The organism is Novacetimonas cocois (genome assembly GCF_003311635.1).
Classification (GTDB): domain Bacteria; phylum Pseudomonadota; class Alphaproteobacteria; order Acetobacterales; family Acetobacteraceae; genus Novacetimonas; species Novacetimonas cocois.
In genome coordinates, this window is sequence record NZ_QEXL01000026.1 from 1 (window position 1) to 21159 (window position 21159).

Genomic DNA, 21159 nt, shown 5'->3' on the forward strand with positions numbered 1-21159 from the left:
ATACACTGCACAGACAGGCCGCATAATCAAGGCGGCCCAGAGCGGCCGGTTACTTTCATCCGTCCGTATCCGTCTTTAAAATGGGCACATTTTCGGGGGGGGGGGGGGTACGTCAGCGGGAACGAAAAAGGGAGCGCAAAGATCAGGCGCTGGGCCGCCCGCTGCGCTTCGTTGTTACCACTGGGTAGGTTGGCGATGTCACCCAGGTGCAGGCTCTGCTTGCAGGTCAGAAAGGGCCGGCTGTTATTGTCGCCAATGCCTATGACAGCAATGTATTTTACGCGGCCTTGTCGCTTGGATGGGTGCAGAAGCTGTCATTCCCTGCGACTGCATCCGCAGGATTATTATAATGTACGATATCAGAGCCTACAGGCTACACAATCGTATCGAGCGCTGCTTTAACCGCCTCAAGCACTTCAGACGCTTTGCCACCCGATATGATCGCCGCAACATCCATTTCCCTGGCTTTGTTCGCCTCGCCTCAGTCATGATCTGGATGGCCTGAATGTTGATCGGGCCCTACTAGGCCGCGTTGCGCCGGACGCTTCCATCGAGTGCGCAATTCCAGTCCAAACAGGAGATGCGTCTGGTCTCATGAACGGGTCTAAATGTATCAATGATCATTTCAGGATTTAATGCTGAAATGGAAAGCAGGGGCGACAACTGCCAAAGATATTTTGTTCCCATGATATCTCACAACCCGACAGTCAAACAAACAATAGGACGGATTCTTCAATTGCTGCCAAAGATATCGCGCGTAAAAAGTTTATTTTCAACATCGATGAGTTCTTCGTTACGTCGATTCGCCACAATTATGTCAGATAGTGCTTTGAATTTGGGTAAATCATTTATAACACGCGAACCAAAGAAAGAATCTTCTGTCAAGGTCGGTTCATAAACGACGACCTCAATCCCCTTGGCTTTAATGCGCTTCATAATCCCCTGAATTGAACTTTGCCGAAAATTATCCGAGCCTGCCTTCATCACCAGTCGGTAAATTCCCACAACCCTAGGTTGCTTGGCGACAATTTGTTCAGCCAGAAAGTCCTTTCGCGTGCGATTTGCGTCAACTACCGCTGAAATTAAATTTTGCGGCACCTGAGCGTAATTTGCAAGCAGTTGCTTAGTATCCTTAGGCAGGCAATAACCGCCATAGCCTAATGAAGGGTTATTATAATGTTGCCCGATCCGTGGATCCTGACAAACGCCATCAATGATCTGGCGTGCGTTTAGATTACGAGAAAGTGCATAGTTATCAAGTTCGTTGAAGAAGGCTACACGTAACGCGAGATAAGTGTTCGCGAAAAGTTTAATCGCTTCGGCTTCAGAAGGGTCTGTCAAGTAAATTGGGACATTTTTGTCTTCAGCTCCCTGGATCAGGAGCTCCGCAAAACGGTGAGCACGTTCGCTACGTTCGCCAACGATGATTCGTGATGGGTGAAGGTTATCATACAGTGCTTGCCCTTCTCTCAGGAATTCAGGCGAGAAAATCACCTGATCGGTGTGCAGCCTCGACCGTATGTCTTCAACGAAGCCTACCGGGACTGTGGATTTAATGACAATGGTCACCGATTTATTTACATGTATGATCTGAGAAATGATCTTTTCCACAGAAGACGTATCAAAATGACCGGTTTGAGGATCATAATTTGTGGGGGTCGCTACAATGATAAAATCGGCAGAACGATAGGCTTCTACGGGCTCGGTTGTTGCTTTTAGGGAGAGTTCCCGTGTAGCCAAGAAATCCTCGATCTCTCGGTCAATGATCGGCGATTTGTGCGCGTTGACCATCTTGACGCGCGTGGTATTAATATCGATAGCCGTTACGTTATTATGCTGAGCTAGTAGAACTGCATTTGATAAACCAACGTATCCTAAGCCCACAACCGCGATTTTCATATAATCCTCAATTTTTAGCATATGAAACCGTCAACTTCAGACGAAATATGCATTGACAGTAGTATCAACCTTATCATAGCCATATCGCAATGGAACACATGATAATATATATTTACATGATCAATGCGCTGACGTCACGTATATTTTTATTATATAATATTGTATTTTTTAAGCTTTAAAACACTATATAGAATTTTTGTTTTTGGAGTTTTAGAGATTTTGTATAAATACTGTCTTGTGTGATGTGCAAGACGACTGGGGTAGATTTCCACGTCAATCTGTATATATGGGCGATAAGCGGCTAGGGTCAGGACTTTTTGTGGCATCTAGAGGATGACGGTAGCTACGAGGCAGATGGCTGAGAAGAAAGTGTGGGCGCAGCGGTCGTAACGCGTTGCGATACGACGCCAGTCCTTGAGTTTCCCGAAAAGGTTCTCGACCCTGTGTCACTTCCCATAAGGATGCCGATCGTAAGGCAGTCGTTTCCTGCGTTTTTTGTTGATGGAATGCAGGGCGCAATACCACGCGAAGCGAGAACCTCACGGAAGTAGGCACTGTCATAGCCCTTATCTGCAGTCAGATACTGGACATCTGGCAGGACTGGCAGCTGGATGCGGGCACAGCGATGGTCGCTCATCTGGCCTTCCGTCAGAAGCATGGCAATGGTGCGCCCCACATCGTCACAGACGGCATGAAGCTTCGAAACCAGACCGCCGCGTGTTGCCGCGTATTCGTCCGATCCTGCCGGAGACTGCCCCTTTTACGTAGTGAGGCTGCCGTACGGTGCGTTTTGAGATGTGTGCTGTCGATCATCATGAGGCATTCCAGAACGCAGGCCTGTGCTGCCAGGGATATGAAAATCTTCTCGAAAATGCCGCGTTTGCATCCAGCGGATGAACCGGTTGTATAGGGTTTTGTGTGCTTCGAACCCTTTGGAAGTATCTCCCCACTGCAGGTCGTTACGGATCACATAAATAATCCCGCTGATGACCCAACGGCCATTCTCACATCGTAAACTCCGCGCACGGGGCAATAATGGCTGCAGAACTTTCATTTGCTTGCGGCTCAGCATCGGCAGTCTGTTCATTCCAATCCTCCATAGAGGATTGGAATCACATAGTGTTCATGACGTAAAGAGAGCTGATCCCGGATGATCAGGTATTCATCGCGTCGAAGAAATCCTTGTTCGTCTTGCTGTATTTCAGCTTGTCGAGCAGGAAGTCCATTGCGTCCATCGTGCCCATCGGCGCAAGGATGCGACGCAGGACCCACATCTTCGACAGGTCCGCGCGATCGACCAGCAGTTCTTCCTTGCGGGTGCCGCTCTTGGTGATGTCGATGGCGGGGAAGGTGCGCTTGTCCGCCAGCTTGCGGTCAAGGATCAGTTCGGAGTTGCCGGTGCCCTTGAACTCTTCAAAGATCACCTCGTCCATGCGGCTGCCGGTATCGATCAGGGCGGTTGCGATGATCGTCAGCGACCCGCCTTCCTCGATATTGCGTGCGGCGCCAAAGAAACGCTTGGGCCGCTGCAGCGCGTTGGCGTCCACGCCGCCGGTCAGCACCTTGCCCGACGAAGGCACGACCGTGTTGTAGGCACGGGCCAGACGGGTGATCGAATCCAGCAGGATGACGACATCGCGCTTGTGCTCGACCAGGCGCTTGGCCTTTTCCAGCACCATCTCGGTCACCTGCACGTGGCGGGTCGCCGGTTCGTCAAAGGTGGAGGACACGACTTCCCCGCGGACGGAGCGGGCCATGTCGGTCACTTCCTCGGGGCGTTCGTCGATCAGCAGCACGATCAGGAACACTTCGGGATGGTTCGCGGAAATGGAGGACGCGATGCTCTGCAGCATCACCGTCTTGCCGGTACGCGGCGGGGCGACGATCAGGGCGCGCTGTCCCATCCCGATGGGGGAGACGAGGTCGATCACCCGGGGGGTGAAATCGCGGGTCTGTCCCTTGCCCTTGCCTTTTGCCGCACCATCGGCCGGCCCGACGGCGGAGCTTTCGACTTCCATCTGCAGGCGGCGTTCGGGATAAAGCGGCGTCAGGTTGTCGAAATTGATCCGCTGGCGCACCGCTTCGGGCGGTTCGAAGTTGATCGTATCGACCTTCAGCAGCGCGAAATAACGTTCCCCGTCGCGCGGGGCGCGGATCTGTCCCTCCACCGTGTCGCCGGTGCGCAGGCCGAAGCGCCGCACCTGGCTGGGGGAGATGTAGATGTCGTCGGGCCCGGGCAGGTAATTCGCTTCCGGCGAGCGCAGGAAGCCAAAGCCATCGGGCAGGATTTCCAGTGTCCCATCCCCGTAAATCGCCTGGTCGTTCTCTGCCAGGGTCTTGAGGATGGTGAACATCAATTCCTGCTTGCGCAGGGACGATGCATTTTCAATGTTCAGACTTTCGGCATAAGCCAGAAGGTCCGCAGGTGTTTTGGCCTTGAGTTCGGCGAGATGCATGCAAGCGTTGCCTTGGACTGGCAGTTCAGGGGAGGGGAATGGATAATATCCGATGTGACAGCGGAAGGGTGGTTGTCACATCCTGGCATCTGCTCACGAAGTCAGAAATGCGACCTGGATATTACATTCTTACAAGGATAAGGCCCGATGGCCGGAGAAGGCCACGTAGCTCATGCGTTGTCGTCTATCGCAAAGCAGATAAAAAGTCAATACGGATTGTAATTACTTTCCCAGCCATCCCTTGCGCCAGAACCACAGCAGCGGAAAGATCACGGTGGCGGCCATCAGGGCCAGCGAGTACCAGTATCCATATTTCCAGTTCAGTTCCGGGATATCATGGAAATTCATGCCATAGATACCGGCCACCAGCGTGGGCGCGACGCCGATGAAGCTGACGACCGTCAGCAGCTTCATCCCGTTATTCTGTTCGATACTGATGAACCCCAGCGTGGCATCCAGCAGGAACTGCACCTTGTTGGAAGTCTGCGATACGAAGTCATTCAGCGACTTGATGTCGCGTTCCACAGTCGCCAGCCGCCCCTGCAGCTTGTCCGACAGGTCGCGCTTCTTGTTTTCCGTGACAAAGATGGTGATGCGTTCCAGCCCCAGCAGGCTGTCGCGCACCGATGACGTCAGGTCGCCGGAACGTCCCACGCGGCTGAGCATGCTGCGCAGCAGGCCGTCCATCCGCCGCATCCCGCCATGTTCGGACTGGAAGACATCCTTTGACATGCCATCAAGGGACTGGCCCAGATGTTCCAGGATATCGGCCAGGCGATCGACAACCGCCTCGAGCAGCAATGTGCTGCATTCATCGCCCGACAGGCGCGTGGACTGCCCCGCGACCTGGCGCGCCACCACGTCAAAGGCGGTAAAGCCGGTGAAGCGGATGGTCAGCAGCCGGTCGCGCATCAGGATGAACCCCACCGGGGAGACGAAGAAATCGTCGCCGATCTGGCGCACCAGCGGGGTGGACAGGTAAACGGCGTCATCTTCCATGAACAGCCGTGAGGAGCTTTCGATTTCGTCCAGTTCCGCGCGCGTAGGAATGCGCTGGCCCGTGACCCGCGCCGCCAGCGCCTGCTCGTCCTCGGTCGGGTCAAGCAGGTCGAGCCACGGGGCGTCCTTGACCTCTTGTGCATCAGCCTCGCTCGTGATCGTCCGGGCGGGCGAGCCGGGCCTGTGCGCAAGAAACATTCAGCGGTCCTCATTAATCATGTCGGGTCCCGGCCTATCATCGGGACAACGTGCTTCATGTCAAATCATGACAGGGAGGGTCATGACCGAAAGCTCTGGTTTTTTTCCGGCATCGGGTCCAGAACGCCGTAGGCGTATCATCGCGCGGGCGCGTGCGATATACCGTCATCGAGCCCTGCACGAATTTATTCCCCCTGGAGAGCGAAGTTGAGCGCAGATCAATCCCCGGCCCCGCCGTCCCGCGCGAACAGCCTGCGCGCAGGCCCGGACGCCCATGGGCGGTTTGGCATCTTTGGCGGCCGTTTCGTCGCCGAAACCCTGATGCCGCTTATCCTCGAACTGACCGAGGCCTACAGGGCCGCCAGGGCCGATCCGCAGTTCCAGCGTGAACTCGACTATTACCTAAAGGACTACGTCGGCCGTCCCAGCCCGCTGTGGTTCGCCCGTCGCCTGACGGAGGAACTGGGCGGGGCGCGTGTCTACATGAAGCGCGAGGAACTGAACCATACGGGTTCGCACAAGCTCAACAACGTCATGGGGCAGATCCTGCTGGCGCGTCGCATGGGGCGCACCCGGATCGTGGCCGAAACCGGCGCGGGACAGCATGGCGTCGCGACCGCAACCGTCTGCGCGCTGTTTGGCATGAAATGCGCGATCTACATGGGCGCCACGGATGTCGAGCGGCAGAAGCCCAACGTGTTCCGCATGCGCCTGCTGGGGGCGGAGGTCATTCCCGTCACGGCTGGCGCGGGGACGCTGAAGGACGCGATGAACGAGGCGATGCGCGACTGGGTGACCAACGTGCGCGACACCTATTTCCTTGTGGGCACGGTGGCGGGGCCGCATCCCTATCCCGAAATGGTGCGCGATTTCCAGTCGGTCATCGGTGTGGAGACGAAGCAGCAGATCCTCGAGGCCGAAGGCCGCCTGCCCGATGCGATTGTCGCGGCCATTGGCGGCGGGTCGAACGCGATGGGGATATTCCATCCCTTCCTTGACGATCCGTCCGTGCGCCTGATCGGGGTGGAGGCAGCCGGCCGTGGCCTCGACAGCGGGGAGACGGCAGCCTCCATCCAGCGCGGCCGTCCTGGCGTGCTGCATGGCAACCGCACCTATCTGCTGCAGGACGGGGACGGACAGATTTCGGAGGCGCACTCCATCAGCGCGGGGCTCGACTATCCGGGGATCGGCCCGGAACATTCATGGCTTCACGATATCGGACGGGCGGAATATGTCGGCGCGACCGATGACGAGGCCCTGGCCGCGTTCCAGCTCTGCACCCGGACCGAGGGCATCATCCCCGCCCTGGAATGCGCGCATGCCCTGGCCTATGTCGCGAAGCTGGCGCCCACCATGGCGCCGGATCGGATCATCGTAATGAATGTATCGGGCCGGGGGGACAAGGACATCTTTACCGTTGCCGCGCATCTGGGAGTGTCGTTGTGAGCCGTATTGCCAGCCGATTCGCCGCCCTGAAGCAGGAGGGGCGCGGCGCCCTGATCCCTTATGTGGAGGCATGCGACCCGGATTACGAAACCTCGCTCGCGCTGCTTAAGGGCATGCCGGGGGCGGGCGCGGACCTGATCGAGGTGGGGATGCCCTTCAGCGACCCCAGCGCCGATGGCCCGACCATCCAGAAGGCGGCGCTGCGTGGCCTGCGCGGCGGGGCAACGATCCCCCGCGTGCTGGAGATGATTGCGGCGTTCCGGCGTGATGACAGCCAGACGCCGATCATCCTGATGGGGTACCTCAACCCCATCGAGGCCTATGGCCACGAACGTTTCTGCGCCGATGCCGCCCGCGCGGGCGTGGACGGGCTGATCATCGTCGATGTCCCGCCGGAGGAAGGCGACCTGCTGCGCGGACCCGCGGCGGCGAACGGGCTGGACATCATCCGCCTTGTCGCGCCGACCACGCCGGACGCCCGCCTGCCGGTCGTGCTCGATGGGGCATCGGGCTTCCTGTATTACGTCAGCATCACCGGCGTTACGGGCACGCGCACCGCCAGCACCGATGAACTGGCCGCCGCGATGCCGCGCCTGCGGGCGGCGACCGACCTGCCGGTCGCCATCGGCTTTGGCATCCGCAGCCCCGAACAGGCTGCGGGCGCAGTGCGCGCAGCCGATGGGGCCGTCGTGGCCTCGGCCCTGCTCAATACGCTGGCCGGGACGCTGGATAAGGACGGACACGCCACGGAAAATACCGTGCGCGACGTTCTTGCACAGTTGCGCGGGCTGGCCGATGCGGTCCGTTCCGCCCGTCGATGAACGTGAATCTGGCATAACATGCGATCTGCCTGTATGGAGCAGGCGGATAGACGTACGTCAGGGAGAGGTAACATGAGCTGGCTGACCGAATATGTCCGGCCCAAGATCCGTGGCCTGCTCAAGCGGGAAGTGCCGGACAACCTGTGGACCAACTGCGAATCCTGTGAGCAGATGATTCTGGTCAAGGATCTGCGGCGCGCGATGAATGTCTGTCCGCATTGCGGCCACCACATGCGCGCCACGGTGCAGCAGCGTCTGGAATGGACGTTCGACAATGGGGAATATACCCGCATCGAACTGCCCAAGGCGCCGGTGGACCCGCTGTCCTTTCGCGACCGCAAGCGTTACACCGACCGCCTGAAGGACGAACGCGCCAAATCGCAGCTTGATGAATCCATGGCCGTGGCGCATGGCCGCATCGGCGGCCATGATGCGGTCGTCGCCGTCATGGCGTTCGAGTTCATTGCCGGTACGATGGGCGCGGCACTGGGCGAGGCTTTCCTGGCCGCCGCCCGTCTGGCGATCCTCCAGCAGGCGCCGCTGATCGTCTTTACCGCCTCTGGCGGCGCGCGCATGCAGGAAGGGATGCTCAGCCTGATGCAGATGCCGCGCACGACGATCGCCGTCGAGATGCTGCGGGAGGCAAGGCTGCCCTATATCGTGGTGATGACGAACCCGACCACGGGTGGCGTTTCGGCGTCGTTCGCGATGCTGGGCGATATCCAGATGGCCGAACCCAATGCCCTGATCGGTTTTGCGGGACAGCGCGTGATCCAGGATACCGTGCGCGAAAAGCTGCCCGAAGGGTTCCAGCGCGCGGAATACCTGCTGGAACACGGGATGCTGGACATGGTCGTCACGCGTTCCGAACTACCCACCATCCTTGGCACCCTGATCGGGCAGCTCAACCACGCCCACATCACGCCGTCCGCGGCGTAATTTGTACGGTCCATCATGAAGACTCCGCCCGCGTCCGGTCTTGGTCCTGAATTCGCCGGGCGCACCGGCGCGATTCTCGAACGGCTCAACCAGCTCTATCCGGCACTGATCGACCTGTCGCTGGGGCGGCTGGAACAGCTTCTGGCCCGTCTGGGCCATCCCGAACGCCACCTGCCGCCCGTCATCCACGTGGCGGGCACCAATGGCAAGGGCAGCACCTGCGCCCTGATCCGCGCCATTGCGGAGGCGGCGGGATGGCGCGTCCATGTCATGACGTCGCCGCATCTGGTGCACGTGACCGAACGCTTCCGCATCGCGGGGCGGATTGTCTCCGAATCCGAACTGGCCGAAGTGATGGAGGACATCGAGCGCGTCAATGACGGCGCGCCGATCACGGTGTTCGAGGTGCTGACGGCCGCAGGCTTCGTGCTGGGCGCGCGCCATCCGGCCGAACTGATGATTGTCGAGGTCGGGCTGGGCGGACGTTACGACGCCACCAACGTGCTGGCGCGGCCCGCCGCCTGCGCCATTGCCTCCATTTCCATGGATCATGAGGCGTTCCTTGGCGATACGCTGGAAAAGATCGCGATGGAAAAGGCCGGCATCATCAAGGCCCGCGTGCCGGTTGCCACCGGACGCCATCCGGCCGATGTCATGGCCGTCATCGCCCGCGTGGCGCACGAATGCGATGCCCCGCTGTGGCGGCGTGACCATGAATGGTCGATCACGCCATCGCCTGATGGCACGCGACTGACCTATCGCGATGGGGAAGGGACGCTAGACCTGCCGCGTCCTGGCCTGCTGGGGCCGCATCAGGTGGATAACGCGGGACTTGCGGTTGCGACATTGCGGGCCAGTGGCCTGTCGCTGCCGCCGCAGGCGTGGGCGGGAATCGCCAATGCGCACTGGCCCGCGCGGCTGCAGCGGCTGGAGGGGGCACTGGCGCGGAAACTGCCCGCAGGGTGGGAGCTGTGGCTGGATGGCGGTCACAATCCCGGCGCGGGCGATGCACTGGCACAGGTGATCGAAGGGTGGGGGGATCGTCCGGTCCACCTGATTGTCGGCATGAAGCAGACCAAGGATGCGTCGGGCTTCCTCGCCCCGCTGCTGCCCCATGTCGCGGGCGCGCAGGCCGTGGCCGAGCCAGAGCAGCATCTTGCCCTGCCGGTGGCTGATATCATCGCGGCGGGACAGGGGCGCGTGATCGCCGGGCCAACCATTGAACAGGCGCTGGAACGCCTGACGCATGACATGCCCCATCAGCCCCCCGCGCGGGTCGTGATCTGCGGCAGCCTCTATCTGGCGGGTGTGGCGTTGCAGCAGGATGGCTGGATCGCGACATAGGCTGAAACCGGTTTCAAAAGGTCCGTGACTTCTGGCTTTGATCCCGGGATCCGCGCATAAGTTCCTATGCGAAGCTAACCGTCTGATAAAAAGTAATAAAAGTTTTTGGGTGCCGCCTTTGATCTAAAAAAGCGGCGTTCTTCTGAAGCTTTTTGGAAAAAGCTTCACCAAAAACTTCTTCATGATTTTCCGGTTCCCGGACGTGGCAGGTACCCTGCGGACCTGCGGACCTGCGGACCTGCGGACCTGCGTCCTGATGGCATGCGCATTGTGGAAGACGCCTGCAGACATGCTACTGACATCATGTCAGGAATATCGTGCCCTGTTCGTCATAAGGGGCGGCAGGTGTCCAGAAGATGTCCATCCGAAGGGGAATGGTGGAAAAATTGAACAGTTTGTCTGATCACGCGATGTATCGTGTCGGTATTGATGGATTCAATCTCGCCATCCCGAAAGGCACGGGAATCGCCACCTACGCCCGTACGCTCAGCCACGTTGTCAAAAACCTCGGGCATCCGGTGGATGTCCTGTATGGAATGAACATCTCGCACAAGGTCTCGCCCGAGCTGCGGGAGGTCATGTTCTTCAACATATTGGGCAACGATGACAGGGCACCGCGTCGCAAGGGAAAGATTCCCCGCTGGATCCGGAACCAGATCGCGTCCTTTGGAAAAAATCATCCCTTTGAAATCAGCCTGACCGGCCGGGTGGACCAGCGCAGCTTCCTCAACCGCCTGCCCGCCTTTGACCGTATCCTCAATGCGCAGGATATTTTCGCCCGCGCGTCGCGGTATTTCCGTACGACCGGGAATTTCCTTCCGCTGCGCCTGCCGGACACGCCGCGCATCATGCACTGGACCTATCCCCTGCCGATACAGGTGGAAGGGGCAATCAACCTGTATACGATCCATGATCTGGTGCCCCTGCGCTTTCCCCAGACCACGCTGGATGACAAGTCCTATCATTTCAGGCTGATGAAAAAGATATGCGCCCTCAATGCGCCGATCTGCACGGTGTCGGAAGCATCGCGCAGGGATATCGCCGGGTTCTTCCCCGAAATGGCGGATCGCATCTACAACCCGTACCAGTCCTTCCTGCCCGATCCCGTCTTCATGAAAAGAAGCGACGAGGAAACGCGCGAGGAGCTTGAAGGGGTATTCGGTCTGAAGCCTGAAAGTTATTTCCTGTTCTATGGCTCGCTTGAGCCCAAGAAGAATATCGGCCGGATCATCGAAGGCTTCCTGAGCAGCCAGACGGATCGGAAGCTGGTCATCGTGGGTGCGATGGCATGGAAGAATGAAAACGAACTCCGCTTCCTGCAGCATGGCGTGGATGAAGGGCGGATCGTGCTGTTCGATTACCTGCCGCAGATCAGCCTGATTACCTTGGTGCGCCACGCGCGCGCGTTGCTGTTTCCCTCCCTGACCGAAGGGTTCGGCCTGCCGGCGCTGGAGGCAATGTTCCTTGGCACGCCCGTCCTGACATCGCATGAAGGGGGCCTGCCCGAAGTGGTGGGGAACAGCGCGGTCATGGTCAGGGATGCCTATGACGCCGCGTCCATTACCGATGGCATCAGCCTGCTGGATCAGGATGACGCCCTGTATCAGCGCCTGAAATCCGAAGGTCCGGTCCAGGCGGACAAATTCTCCCTCACGGCGTACGGGGAACGGGTGAAAGAGATGTACGCCGAAATCACCCGTCGTTTCTGAGGGCGCGTTTCAGAAGTCCTTCAGAGACGGTCTGCGTATCATAAAGAAGTTTTTGGTGAAGCTTTTTGCAAAAAGCTTCAGGAACGCCGCCTTTTTAGATAAAAGGCGGCACCCAAAAACTTTTATTATTTTCAGGCGGTCACTGAAATGGACCGACCTTGCCTGCGACCTACGGCAGCAGGATCGTGCTGCCCGTCGTTGCGCGTAATTCCAGCGCGATATGCGCCTGTGCCGCGTCCCTGAGGGCGAATTCCTGTCCGATGCGCGGGACAAGCACGCCTTTTTCCAGCAGCGAGAACAGCTCCGCCGCCCCGGCCGTCAGGGATTCGCGCCCGGCGATATAGGTGCCCAGCGACGGGCGCGTCAGATACAGGCTGCCATGGCTGGCCAGTGTCCCGACGGATACGCCCGTCACCGCGCCGGACGCATTGCCGTAACTGACCATCAGCCCACGCGGGGCCAGGCAGTTCAGGCTGTCCTCGAACGTCGCGCGTCCGATGCTGTCATAGACGACGGGAACCATCGCGCCATCGGTCAGCGCGCGGACACGCGCCGGGATGTCGTGTGTGCCGACCAGCACGTCGGCCGCCCCGTTGGCGCGGGCCAGTTCGGCCTTTTCCTCGGTCGAGACGACGCCGATGACGCGCGCCCCGAGATGGCGCGCCCACTGGCACATCAGCAGCCCGACCCCGCCGGCAGCGGCATAGACAAGGATGTTCTCGCCCTTGCGGACCTCATGCACCTGCCGCAGCAGCATGTGCACCGACAGCCCACGCAGCATGATGGCAGCCGCCGTCCTGGACGTGATCGCGTCCGGAAGCGGCACCACCCGGTCTGCCGCGATGACGCGGTAATGCGCATATCCGCCAAGCGCGAGGGGATAGGCCACGCGCGCGCCCACCGACAGATCCGTGACCTCGGGGCCGACGGCCTCCACGACGCCAGCGCCCTCCATGCCCGGGATCGCAGGCAGGGAAGGGAATTTGTAAAGGCCGCTGCGGTAATAGGTGTCGATGAAGTTGACGCCCATCGCTTCCTGCCGAATCAGGACTTCGCCCTTTGCCGGTGTGGGAACGGGCATGTCTTCGGCGGTGAGGACTTCGGGGCCGCCATATTCATGGATGCGGATGACGGTGTTCATGGACGCGGACTCCTTGCGATAAAAGATGCTGACCGCCCTCAGATCGTGTCTGGCGCGCGGGTTTCCAGTTCACGCAGGAACAGGCGGTCCGTCGCCCCGCCATCCCCCGGATAGGTCTGGGGATCGTAATCCGCGCAACCGTCCATATCCACGCGGTGACAGGGGATCAGGATGGGAATGGGGTTTTCACTGCATGCGGCCACGACATCCGCTGGCGTGACATTGGCCTGTCGCGCGACCTCGGCGCACGATACGCTTTGTCCCATCGGGATGGTGCGGATGAATGTCCATGCCGCGACCTGCTGTGGCGTGCCATAAGGGGCCAGCGGCAGCGTGCAGGGGGTGGCATCGCCATCGAAATAGGAATCGAGCCAGTCGCATGCCTGTCGCAGCAGCGGGGTTTCGTCCTGATCCCGGCCCCAGCCCCAGTCGAGTGCCACGATCATGTCATCTTCGGCCGAGACGGTCAGGGGGCCAGTGGGCGAATGGAGGGAAAGCTGGGGCATGAGTCACCTTGATCATGACAGGGAGGTGAACGATAACCCGTCCCGGTCACATAGGAAATGGTAGCAACCACAATGGCAGCGGCAATGGAAACCTCCTTCATCCGGCGCGGCGACGGCGCGCTTCCTGTCATTTTCGCCCTTGCCACCGGGACGGGCCGTGCCGCCATCGCGGTCATGCGTATCAGTGGCGCGGGATGTGGCGACATCCTGCGCAGCCTGTGCGGGCGGTTGCCGAAGCCACGTCGTGCGTCGCTGCGCGGCGTGTGGCGGCGTGGGACGGCGGGGGGGCGCGATGTCCTGCTGGACCGGGCGCTGGTCCTGTGGTTTCCGGGGCCAGACAGTTATACGGGCGAAGACAGCGCGGAACTGCACCTGCATGCGGGACCTGCCGTCATCGACGGGGTGGCCGATGCGCTGGTCGCGCTGGGTGCGCGTCCCGCCGAACCGGGGGAGTTCACGCGTCGCGCATTTTCCAACGGGCGGCTTGATCTTGTGCAGGCCGAAGGCATCGCCGACCTGATCGATGCGGAGACCGAGGCGCAGCGCAGGCAGGCGCTGGCGCAGGCCGAGGGTGCGCAGAGCCGCCTGTACGAGGACTGGGCCGCGCGACTGCGCACCGCGCTGGCGCATCAGGAAGCCCTGATCGATTTTCCCGACGAAGACCTGCCGCCGGAAGTGGAGCAGGAGCTTGTGTCCACGCTGGACCATCTGCGCGATGAGATGCGCGCGTATCTGGATGATGGCGGCCAGGGGGAGCGGCTGCGTCGCGGGCTGGTGTTCGCGATCGTGGGGGAACCCAATGTCGGCAAGTCGAGTCTGATGAATGCGCTGACGCAGCGCGAGGCCGCCATTGTTTCCTCCCGCGCCGGGACCACCCGCGATGCGATCGAGGCGCGCGTCGTGCTGGGGGAGGTTCCGGTGACGCTGGTGGATACGGCGGGTCTGCGGGAAACCGAGGACGAGATCGAGGCCGAGGGCGTGCGACGTGCATTGTTTCACGTGAAACAGGCCGATTGCGTGATACATCTATTTTCAGGCGCGACGGTACCGGATAAGGTCGAGCCCGACTGCATGCTGGTCTGCAACAAGGTGGACAAGGTCGCGGCACCCGCAGGCATCATGGGGATCAGCGTGCACGACGGGCAGGGCATGGAGGTCCTGCGCGCGATGCTGGCGCGGCGTGCGCGGGAACTGACGCAGGGACGCGCAGTACCCCCCCTGACGCGGGCGCGACACCGTGCCGCGATCGAGGAGACGGTCCATCACCTGAACCGTGCCGGCGATGATGCCTGGCCGGAGGTGCGGGGCGAGGAAATGCGGCTGGCGATGCGCGCGCTGGGGCGCCTGACCGGCGCGGTGGATGTCGAGGCGCTGCTGGACACGGTGTTCGGGCAGTTCTGCATCGGCAAGTAGAGACAAAGCGGGAGCGGATAAAAGGTGAACGCCACTTACGATGTGATCGTGATCGGCGGCGGCCATGCCGGATGTGAAGCCGCCGCCGCCGCCGCGCGCTGCGGGGCGCGGACCATGCTGCTGACCCACCGGCGGGCGACGGTGGGCGTGATGTCGTGCAATCCCGCGATTGGCGGAATCGGGAAGGGGCATCTGGTGCGCGAAATCGACGCGCTGGACGGCCTGATGGGAAAGGCGGCGGACCGGGCGGGCATCCATTTCAAGCTGCTGAACCGTTCAAAGGGACCCGCCGTGCATGGGCCGCGCGCGCAGGCGGATCGTTCGCTGTACCAGCAGACGATTATGGACCTGCTTGCCGAAACGCCGGGTCTGGAGATTGTCGAGGGCGCGGCCGGCGACCTGCTGCTTGATGACAGTCACGCGGCAAGGGGCGTCGTGTGCGAGGACGGGCGCGTGTTCCATGCCGGTGCCGTGGTGCTGACGGCAGGCACGTTCCTGCGTGGCGTCATCCATGTCGGGTATGACAGTCAGCCCGCCGGACGGGTGGGGGAGGCCCCGGCCCGTCGGCTGGGGGAACGGCTGCAGGCGTTGGGCCTGCGAATGGGACGGCTGAAGACCGGGACCCCCGCGCGCATTGCCCGTGACAGCATCGACTGGGACGCCCTGGCCGAGGACCGGGGCGATGTCGTGCCGGAACCGTTCAGCCGCATGACCGACGCGATTACAAATCCGCAGGTTTCATGCCGCATCACCGCCACCACGGCGCGCACGCACGAAATCATTCGCGAACATCTGCACCTGTCGGCCATTTATGGGGGCGCGATTTCGGGACGCGGACCGCGCTACTGCCCCTCCATCGAGGATAAGGTCGTGCGTTTCGCGCAGCGCGAAAGCCACCAGATTTTCCTCGAACCCGAAGCCCTGCCGGGGAATCCGGGCGGCGAACTGGTCTATCCCAATGGGATTTCTACCAGCCTTCCCGCCGATGTGCAGGTCCAGATGCTCCACTCCATCCCGGGGCTGGAGCAGTGCCGCATCGTCCGGCCCGGCTACGCGGTCGAATATGATTATGTCGATCCCCGCGAACTGACCCCGGCGCTGGAACTCAAATCCCTGTCCGGGCTGTTCCTTGCTGGGCAGATCAATGGCACCACGGGATATGAGGAAGCCGGGGCGCAGGGCATACTTGCCGGGATCAACGCGGCGCGGCGGGCAGGGGGACAGGCGGAGGTTACGCTGGATCGTGGCACAGCCTATATCGGGGTCATGATCGATGACCTTACGACGCAGGGGGTGTCTGAACCCTATCGCATGTTCACCTCCCGCGCGGAATATCGCCTGACATTGCGGGCCGATAATGCCGACCTGCGCCTGACGCCGCTGGGGATCGAATGGGGCTGCGTGGGCCCGTCGCGACGGCAGCGTTTTGATGCCGAACGCATGGCGATCGACGCGGCGATGGAGCGTGCCCGCAATGAAAGCTACCCGCCGGAGGCCCTGCGGCGTGAAGGAATCGCGGTCTCCGCCGATGGTCGCGCGCGTTCCCTGCTGGATGTGATGGCGACCGGGGCCTCCATGGAAATGGTGGAGAAAGTAGCGCCCTGGATTGCGGACCTGTCGCCGCGCGTGCGCCAGCATGTGGCAACCGAAGCCCGCTATAGCGGGTACCTGTCGCGGCAGGAACGTGAAATCCGGCAACTGGCGGGGGATGGACGGATCACCCTGCCGCATGATCTGGATTATCATGCAATCGGTGGTCTGAGTGCCGAGATGCAGGAACGCCTGTCGCAGGCACGGCCGGTGACTTTCGGCGCGGCGCAGCGTATTCCCGGCATCACGCCGTCGGCGCTTGTGGCGGTCCTGTCGCACGTGCGGCAGGTGGCCTGAGGCCATGGGATATAACGACGCGATGGAGGGTGACATCCTTGCGGGTGTTTCACGTGAAACACGCGATCGGCTGGTGGCCTATGCCGACCTCCTGACGCGATGGAACGCGCGCATCAATCTGGTTTCCCCCCGCGATCTGGTGCATCTGTGGTCACGGCATATTGCCGACAGCCTGCAGCTTGCATCACGGATCCCGTCCGGCGCGCGTCTGGTGGACATGGGATCGGGCGGGGGATTCCCCGGCCTGGTCATCGCGATGGCGACGGATGCGCAGGTTACGCTGATTGAATCGGACCAGCGCAAGGCCGCCTTCCTGCGGGAGGCATCGCGGGTGGCCGGGGTGCGCACCCGCGTCATCGCCACCCGGATCGAGGCCGCCGATGTCGCGCCGGTCGATGTCGTGACGGCGCGGGCGCTGGCCCCATTGCCGCAGCTGCTGCAATGGAGCGCACGTTTTCTGAACAGCGAAGGGTTCTGCCTGTTTCTGAAAGGAAAGAACGCAGATGAGGAGCTGAAGGCCGCCAATGCCGACTGGCGCATGGCGGTGACCCGAATTCCAAGCCGCACTGATGCGGATGGTGTCATTCTTGAATTGAGCGATATAAGGCGTGTCACAGACCACAACCCTGCATCCGGCCGATAAGGCCGTGCATGCCCCCCGTATCATCGCCCTTGCGAACCAGAAGGGCGGGGTCGGAAAAACCACAACTGCCATCAATCTTGCCGCCGGTCTTGCGGCCGATGGGTTTCGCGTTCTCCTGATCGATATCGACCCGCAGGGCAATGCCTCCACCGGTCTGGGGATCGGCTATGAAAACCGTCGTCGCGGGACCTATGCGCTGATTGGCGAAGATGTCCCGGCGGCCGACCTGATTCAGGAATCGTCGGTTCCGGGTCTGTCGGTGATTGCCGCCGATACGGAACTGGCGGGCGCGGAACTGGAACTGGTGATGTCGGAACGGCGGGAGTTCCGTCTGCGCGATGCCATTGCCCGCATCGGGGGGGATTATGATGTCATCCTGATTGACTGTCCCCCCAGCCTGGGGCTGCTGACGCTTAATGCGCTGGTGGCGGCGCAGGCGGTGATCGTGCCCCTGCAGTGCGAGTTCTTTGCGCTCGAAGGCATCAGCCAGCTGGTGCGCACGGTCAACAGCCTGTGCAAGTCCCTCAATCCGGGTCTGAAGCTGGAGGGGATCGTCCTGACGATGTATGACCGGCGCAACAACCTGTCGGAACTGGTGGCCGCCGATGCGCGCGGTTTCTTTGGCGATCGGGTGCTGGAGACGGTGATCCCGCGCAACATCCGCATTTCAGAAGCGCAGAGCCACGGGCAGGCCGTCATGGTGTACGATGCCCGTTCATCCGGCAGTCAGGCGTACAAGGCCCTGTCGGAAGAGGTGATTTCGCGGCTGGCGCTGAAGACGGGCAGGAAAGGGAAAAAGCAGGGATGAAACCGAAAAAGGATGCCGCCCGTCCCCGTCTGGGTCGCGGGCTTGCCGCGTTGCTGGGCGATCAGGTCAACATGCTCAATCCCGCGCCGGGGCTGGAGCCGCCAAAGAGCATGGATGGCGGGTCGGTCCTGCCGGTTGACGTGCTGGAACCCGGCCCGTTCCAGCCACGTCAGCATATGGAGCCGGAGGCCCTGACGGAACTGGCGGATTCCATCCGCACACGCGGCATCCTGCAACCGATCCTGGTGCGCCCGCATCCCGATCGTCCCCATATCTTTCAGATCATCGCTGGGGAGCGACGCTGGCGCGCGGCGCAGCTTGCCTCCCTGCATGAGGTTCCGGTCCATATCCGTGCGCTGGACGATGGCGATGCGATGGCCGCCGCGCTGGTGGAAAACCTGCAACGCGCGGACCTGAACGCCATTGAGGAGGCAGAGGGACTTCAGCGACTGCTTGATGATTACCGCCTGACGCAGGAGGAACTGGCAGGCGCGATCGGAAAGTCCCGTCCCCATGTCGCGAATATGGTGCGCCTGCTGCAACTGCCATCCCCCGTGCGGGAGGCCGTGCGGACCAAGGAACTGTCGGCAGGGCATGCGCGTGCGTTGCTGGCGCATCCCGATCCCGTGGCCGCCCTGAAGGTGGTGCTCAAGCAGGGGCTGAATGTCCGCCAGACCGAGGCCCTGTCAAAAAAGACCGATGCAAAGCGGAGTGTTGCAGGCAAGGAAGAAGAAAAGGCTTCCAGAGACCCGGAAATCGGTTCTCTGGAACGCGACCTGACCAACCGGCTGGGGCTGAAGGTCCATATCACGTTCGACGGGAAGGGAGGTTCCCTGCGGATTGATTACCGATCCCTTGACCAGTTCGATGGCCTGCTGAAACTGCTGCAGGCGTAGCAGGGCAGGGGATGCCCAGAACCATCCGCGAAGCGCCCTGCACATCGTAAAGAAATTTTTGGTGAAGCTTTTTGCAGAAAGCTTCGAAGAACGCCGCCTTTTTAGATGGAAGGCGGCGCCCAAAAACTTTTTTCATTTTCAGGCAGTTCTTTATGGAACGTCATGGACCCGGGCGGAGGAACTGGCCTCATGCCCGACATGCGTTCGCCAGATTTTCGCCATGCCACCGGGTTTTCATGATCGCTGCCGGGGCATGAACCGTGTGATGCCGAGGTGATCGACACGCAATCAGGAACAAAGAAAGAACAAGCGCAATCATACCCTGATTTGCGGTAATCGGGGCCTAAGAAACCCGGAGTGGGCAAAAATATTGAAAAAACCCCTTGTCGTCATTGTGCGGTCTTGGTAAAAGCCCCTCACCCGAAAGGGAAACCCCGTGGGCGCATAGCTCAGTTGGTAGAGCAGCTGACTCTTAATCAGCGGGTCCAAGGTTCGAGCCCTTGTGCGCCCACCACGGGATTTCTTCTCCACACAATCTGATCGTTTTCCCCGCCATCCTGTCACATGGATATAGCGGGCGCTGTCCTGTTCATCTCTCCTGTGCAGGGGAAAGGCAAGGATGGATGCCTCCCGTTATCCGCAACCGGGCAATGCCCTTTTGCATCGGGACAAGGGTTGACGTTGTCCGGGTGGTGGAGGACGGTGAGCAGCGTTTGAGGGCACTGAATACGTGATGCGTGGGGTATGAAGTTGTCCCTGGGTTTGAATGCGATAAATAGAGAACAATGAAAATTGCCGTCATTTACATAGCTGAACCCTATCAATGCTATCACACTGCATCTGTCGCCGACGCCCTTTCATCAGAATTCAATTTCGATGTAACGGAATACTACAGCTTTCCTGAAACCGTACAGCATCTGGAACGTATCCGGGCCGCGATGCATGCCCCTGCATTGCAGCTTAGGCAGTTTCGCAAGTCGTGGAAGGCGAAAACGCTCAAGACTTTCCGTCGGCTGGATCAGGAACGCATCCTTGTGCTGCGTGAAAATGTCGATGAACTCAATCAGTACGATGCCGTGGTCGCCACCGAATATACCGCAGGTATTCTCAAGAGCATGGGGCTTCGCCACCCGGCCCTGATACTGCTGATGCATGGGGCGGGCGACAGGTACGTCAATGATGACCACCATGTCAGGGATTTCGATCTGGCGCTGTTTCCCGGGGTGAAGATCGAAAACTATTTCAAACAGAAAAACCTCATCCGGCCGGGACATTATGCTGTCGTCGGATATCCGAAATTCGATGTTTTCGAGGCCATTAAAAAGGAAAGCCCGGTCCTGTTCAGGAATGGCCGGCCATTCGTGCTGTACAACCCGCATTACCAGCGGCAGCTGACATCCTATAAGGCATGCATGGGCGAAATCATCAGGGGATTTTCAGACCGGCATGACTATAATCTGGTGATCGCGCCGCATATCAAGGTTTTCCATAAGGGATTTGGCTTAAGGGCGCGGCGGCTGAAGCAGCAGGCGCGTGGCAATATTCTGGTGGATACCGGATCGCCTGCCATGCTGGACATGACCTATACCTCACAGGCGGCCATTTATGTTGGCGATGTCAGCAGCCAGGTCTATGAATTCCTTGCCGAACCTCGGCCATGTGTTTTCCTGAACCCCAGAAAACTCAAATGGCGTGATGATCCCTATTTCCTGCACTGGACTCTTGGCGATGTGGTCGAGGAGCCGGAGGATCTGATGCCCGCCATATTGCGGGCCCCCGAACGGCATGCGATTTACCGGCCCCTGCAGGAAAAACTGTTCCGCGAAACCTTCGGGGAGCCCCTGCTTGGGGGTTCTGTCCGCGCAGCGAAGGCCATTGCGGATTACCTGAAGTCCCATCCCCCGGTCGGCGGGCATAATGGGTAAAAGACTGTCTGAAAAATAACAGAAGTTTTTGGGTGCTGCCTTTCATCTAAAAAGGCGGCGTTCTTCGAAGCTTTTGCAGGGCCTGTGGGGAATTATACTTTTTTCAAGCATCTGAATGTGATTCAAAAT

16 protein-coding genes, 1 tRNA gene and 1 pseudogene are annotated in these 21159 nt (G+C 60.2%); 12 read left to right on the plus strand and 6 right to left on the minus strand.

Annotation, left to right across the window (positions count from 1 at the left end; all coding sequences use genetic code 11):
* Positions 1-732: 732 nt before the first annotated feature.
* The 4 genes and pseudogenes from NJLHNGOC_RS14495 to NJLHNGOC_RS14515 all read right to left on the minus strand — a co-directional run bounded on the left by NJLHNGOC_RS14495 (position 733) and on the right by NJLHNGOC_RS14515 (position 5552).
* Complete coding sequence (locus NJLHNGOC_RS14495) at positions 733-1899, minus strand: nucleotide sugar dehydrogenase (RefSeq protein WP_113597012.1); 1167 nt, start codon at positions 1897-1899, stop codon at positions 733-735.
* A gap of 326 nt (positions 1900-2225) precedes the next feature.
* Positions 2226-2986 (minus strand): annotated as a pseudogene (locus tag NJLHNGOC_RS16730) (IS5 family transposase).
* A 67-nt stretch (positions 2987-3053) separates the two neighbouring features.
* Positions 3054-4355: a transcription termination factor Rho gene (gene rho, locus NJLHNGOC_RS14510; protein WP_110528361.1), complete on the minus strand. Its 1302-nt coding sequence runs from the start codon at positions 4353-4355 to the stop codon at positions 3054-3056.
* A gap of 222 nt (positions 4356-4577) precedes the next feature.
* Positions 4578-5552: a magnesium transporter CorA family protein gene (locus NJLHNGOC_RS14515; RefSeq protein ID WP_113597000.1), complete on the minus strand. Its 975-nt coding sequence runs from the start codon at positions 5550-5552 to the stop codon at positions 4578-4580.
* 207 nt (positions 5553-5759) lie between these two features.
* On the opposite strand from NJLHNGOC_RS14515, the gene trpB reads away from it, so the two are divergent.
* From trpB to NJLHNGOC_RS14540, 5 genes are all read left to right on the plus strand, one after another.
* Positions 5760-6998, plus strand: a complete 1239-nt coding sequence (trpB, locus tag NJLHNGOC_RS14520) for a tryptophan synthase subunit beta (RefSeq protein ID WP_113597001.1) — start codon at positions 5760-5762, stop codon at positions 6996-6998.
* Positions 6995-7819 (plus strand): tryptophan synthase subunit alpha, encoded by an 825-nt coding sequence (trpA, locus tag NJLHNGOC_RS14525; protein WP_113597002.1) that lies wholly within the window; start codon positions 6995-6997, stop codon positions 7817-7819. The genes trpB and trpA overlap by 4 nt, the downstream gene beginning before the upstream one ends.
* 72 nt (positions 7820-7891) lie before the next feature.
* A complete protein-coding gene (accD, locus tag NJLHNGOC_RS14530; protein WP_110528352.1) occupies positions 7892-8758 on the plus strand; it encodes an acetyl-CoA carboxylase, carboxyltransferase subunit beta in 867 nt (288 codons plus the stop codon).
* A 15-nt stretch (positions 8759-8773) separates the two neighbouring features.
* Positions 8774-10102 (plus strand): bifunctional folylpolyglutamate synthase/dihydrofolate synthase, encoded by a 1329-nt coding sequence (locus tag NJLHNGOC_RS14535; protein ID WP_113597003.1) that lies wholly within the window; start codon positions 8774-8776, stop codon positions 10100-10102.
* A gap of 377 nt (positions 10103-10479) precedes the next feature.
* Positions 10480-11811 carry a glycosyltransferase family 4 protein gene (locus NJLHNGOC_RS14540; RefSeq protein WP_408890988.1) on the plus strand — a complete coding sequence of 444 codons (1332 nt, stop codon included), beginning with the start codon at positions 10480-10482 and terminating at the stop codon, positions 11809-11811.
* A gap of 169 nt (positions 11812-11980) precedes the next feature.
* Here NJLHNGOC_RS14540 and NJLHNGOC_RS14545 read toward each other — a convergent pair whose 3' ends face one another.
* The gene (locus NJLHNGOC_RS14545) at positions 11981-12952 is read right to left on the minus strand and encodes a quinone oxidoreductase family protein (RefSeq protein ID WP_113597005.1); all 972 of its coding nucleotides are present in this window, start codon (positions 12950-12952) and stop codon (positions 11981-11983) included.
* A 38-nt stretch (positions 12953-12990) separates the two neighbouring features.
* Positions 12991-13458, minus strand: coding sequence for a methylated-DNA--[protein]-cysteine S-methyltransferase (locus NJLHNGOC_RS14550; RefSeq protein ID WP_113597006.1), 468 nt, complete (start codon positions 13456-13458; stop codon positions 12991-12993).
* Between the two features lie 84 nt (positions 13459-13542).
* On the opposite strand from NJLHNGOC_RS14550, the gene mnmE reads away from it, so the two are divergent.
* From mnmE to NJLHNGOC_RS14590, 7 genes are all read left to right on the plus strand, one after another.
* Positions 13543-14871 (plus strand): tRNA uridine-5-carboxymethylaminomethyl(34) synthesis GTPase MnmE, encoded by a 1329-nt coding sequence (gene mnmE, locus NJLHNGOC_RS14555; RefSeq protein ID WP_408890990.1) that lies wholly within the window; start codon positions 13543-13545, stop codon positions 14869-14871.
* Positions 14872-14895: 24 nt separating this feature from the next.
* Positions 14896-16758 carry a tRNA uridine-5-carboxymethylaminomethyl(34) synthesis enzyme MnmG gene (gene mnmG, locus NJLHNGOC_RS14560; RefSeq protein ID WP_113597008.1) on the plus strand — a complete coding sequence of 621 codons (1863 nt, stop codon included), beginning with the start codon at positions 14896-14898 and terminating at the stop codon, positions 16756-16758.
* A gap of 4 nt (positions 16759-16762) precedes the next feature.
* Complete coding sequence (gene rsmG / locus NJLHNGOC_RS14565; RefSeq protein WP_239021560.1) at positions 16763-17401, plus strand: 16S rRNA (guanine(527)-N(7))-methyltransferase RsmG; 639 nt, start codon at positions 16763-16765, stop codon at positions 17399-17401.
* Positions 17367-18209, plus strand: a complete 843-nt coding sequence (locus NJLHNGOC_RS14570; RefSeq protein ID WP_275399508.1) for a ParA family protein — start codon at positions 17367-17369, stop codon at positions 18207-18209. Before rsmG ends, NJLHNGOC_RS14570 begins: the two co-directional genes overlap by 35 nt.
* Positions 18206-19105: a ParB/RepB/Spo0J family partition protein gene (locus NJLHNGOC_RS14575; RefSeq protein ID WP_113597009.1), complete on the plus strand. Its 900-nt coding sequence runs from the start codon at positions 18206-18208 to the stop codon at positions 19103-19105. Before NJLHNGOC_RS14570 ends, NJLHNGOC_RS14575 begins: the two co-directional genes overlap by 4 nt.
* 438 nt (positions 19106-19543) lie before the next feature.
* Positions 19544-19619, plus strand: a tRNA-Lys gene (locus NJLHNGOC_RS14585).
* 271 nt (positions 19620-19890) lie between these two features.
* Positions 19891-21030 (plus strand): hypothetical protein, encoded by a 1140-nt coding sequence (locus tag NJLHNGOC_RS14590; RefSeq protein ID WP_113597011.1) that lies wholly within the window; start codon positions 19891-19893, stop codon positions 21028-21030.
* Positions 21031-21159 lie beyond the last annotated feature (129 nt).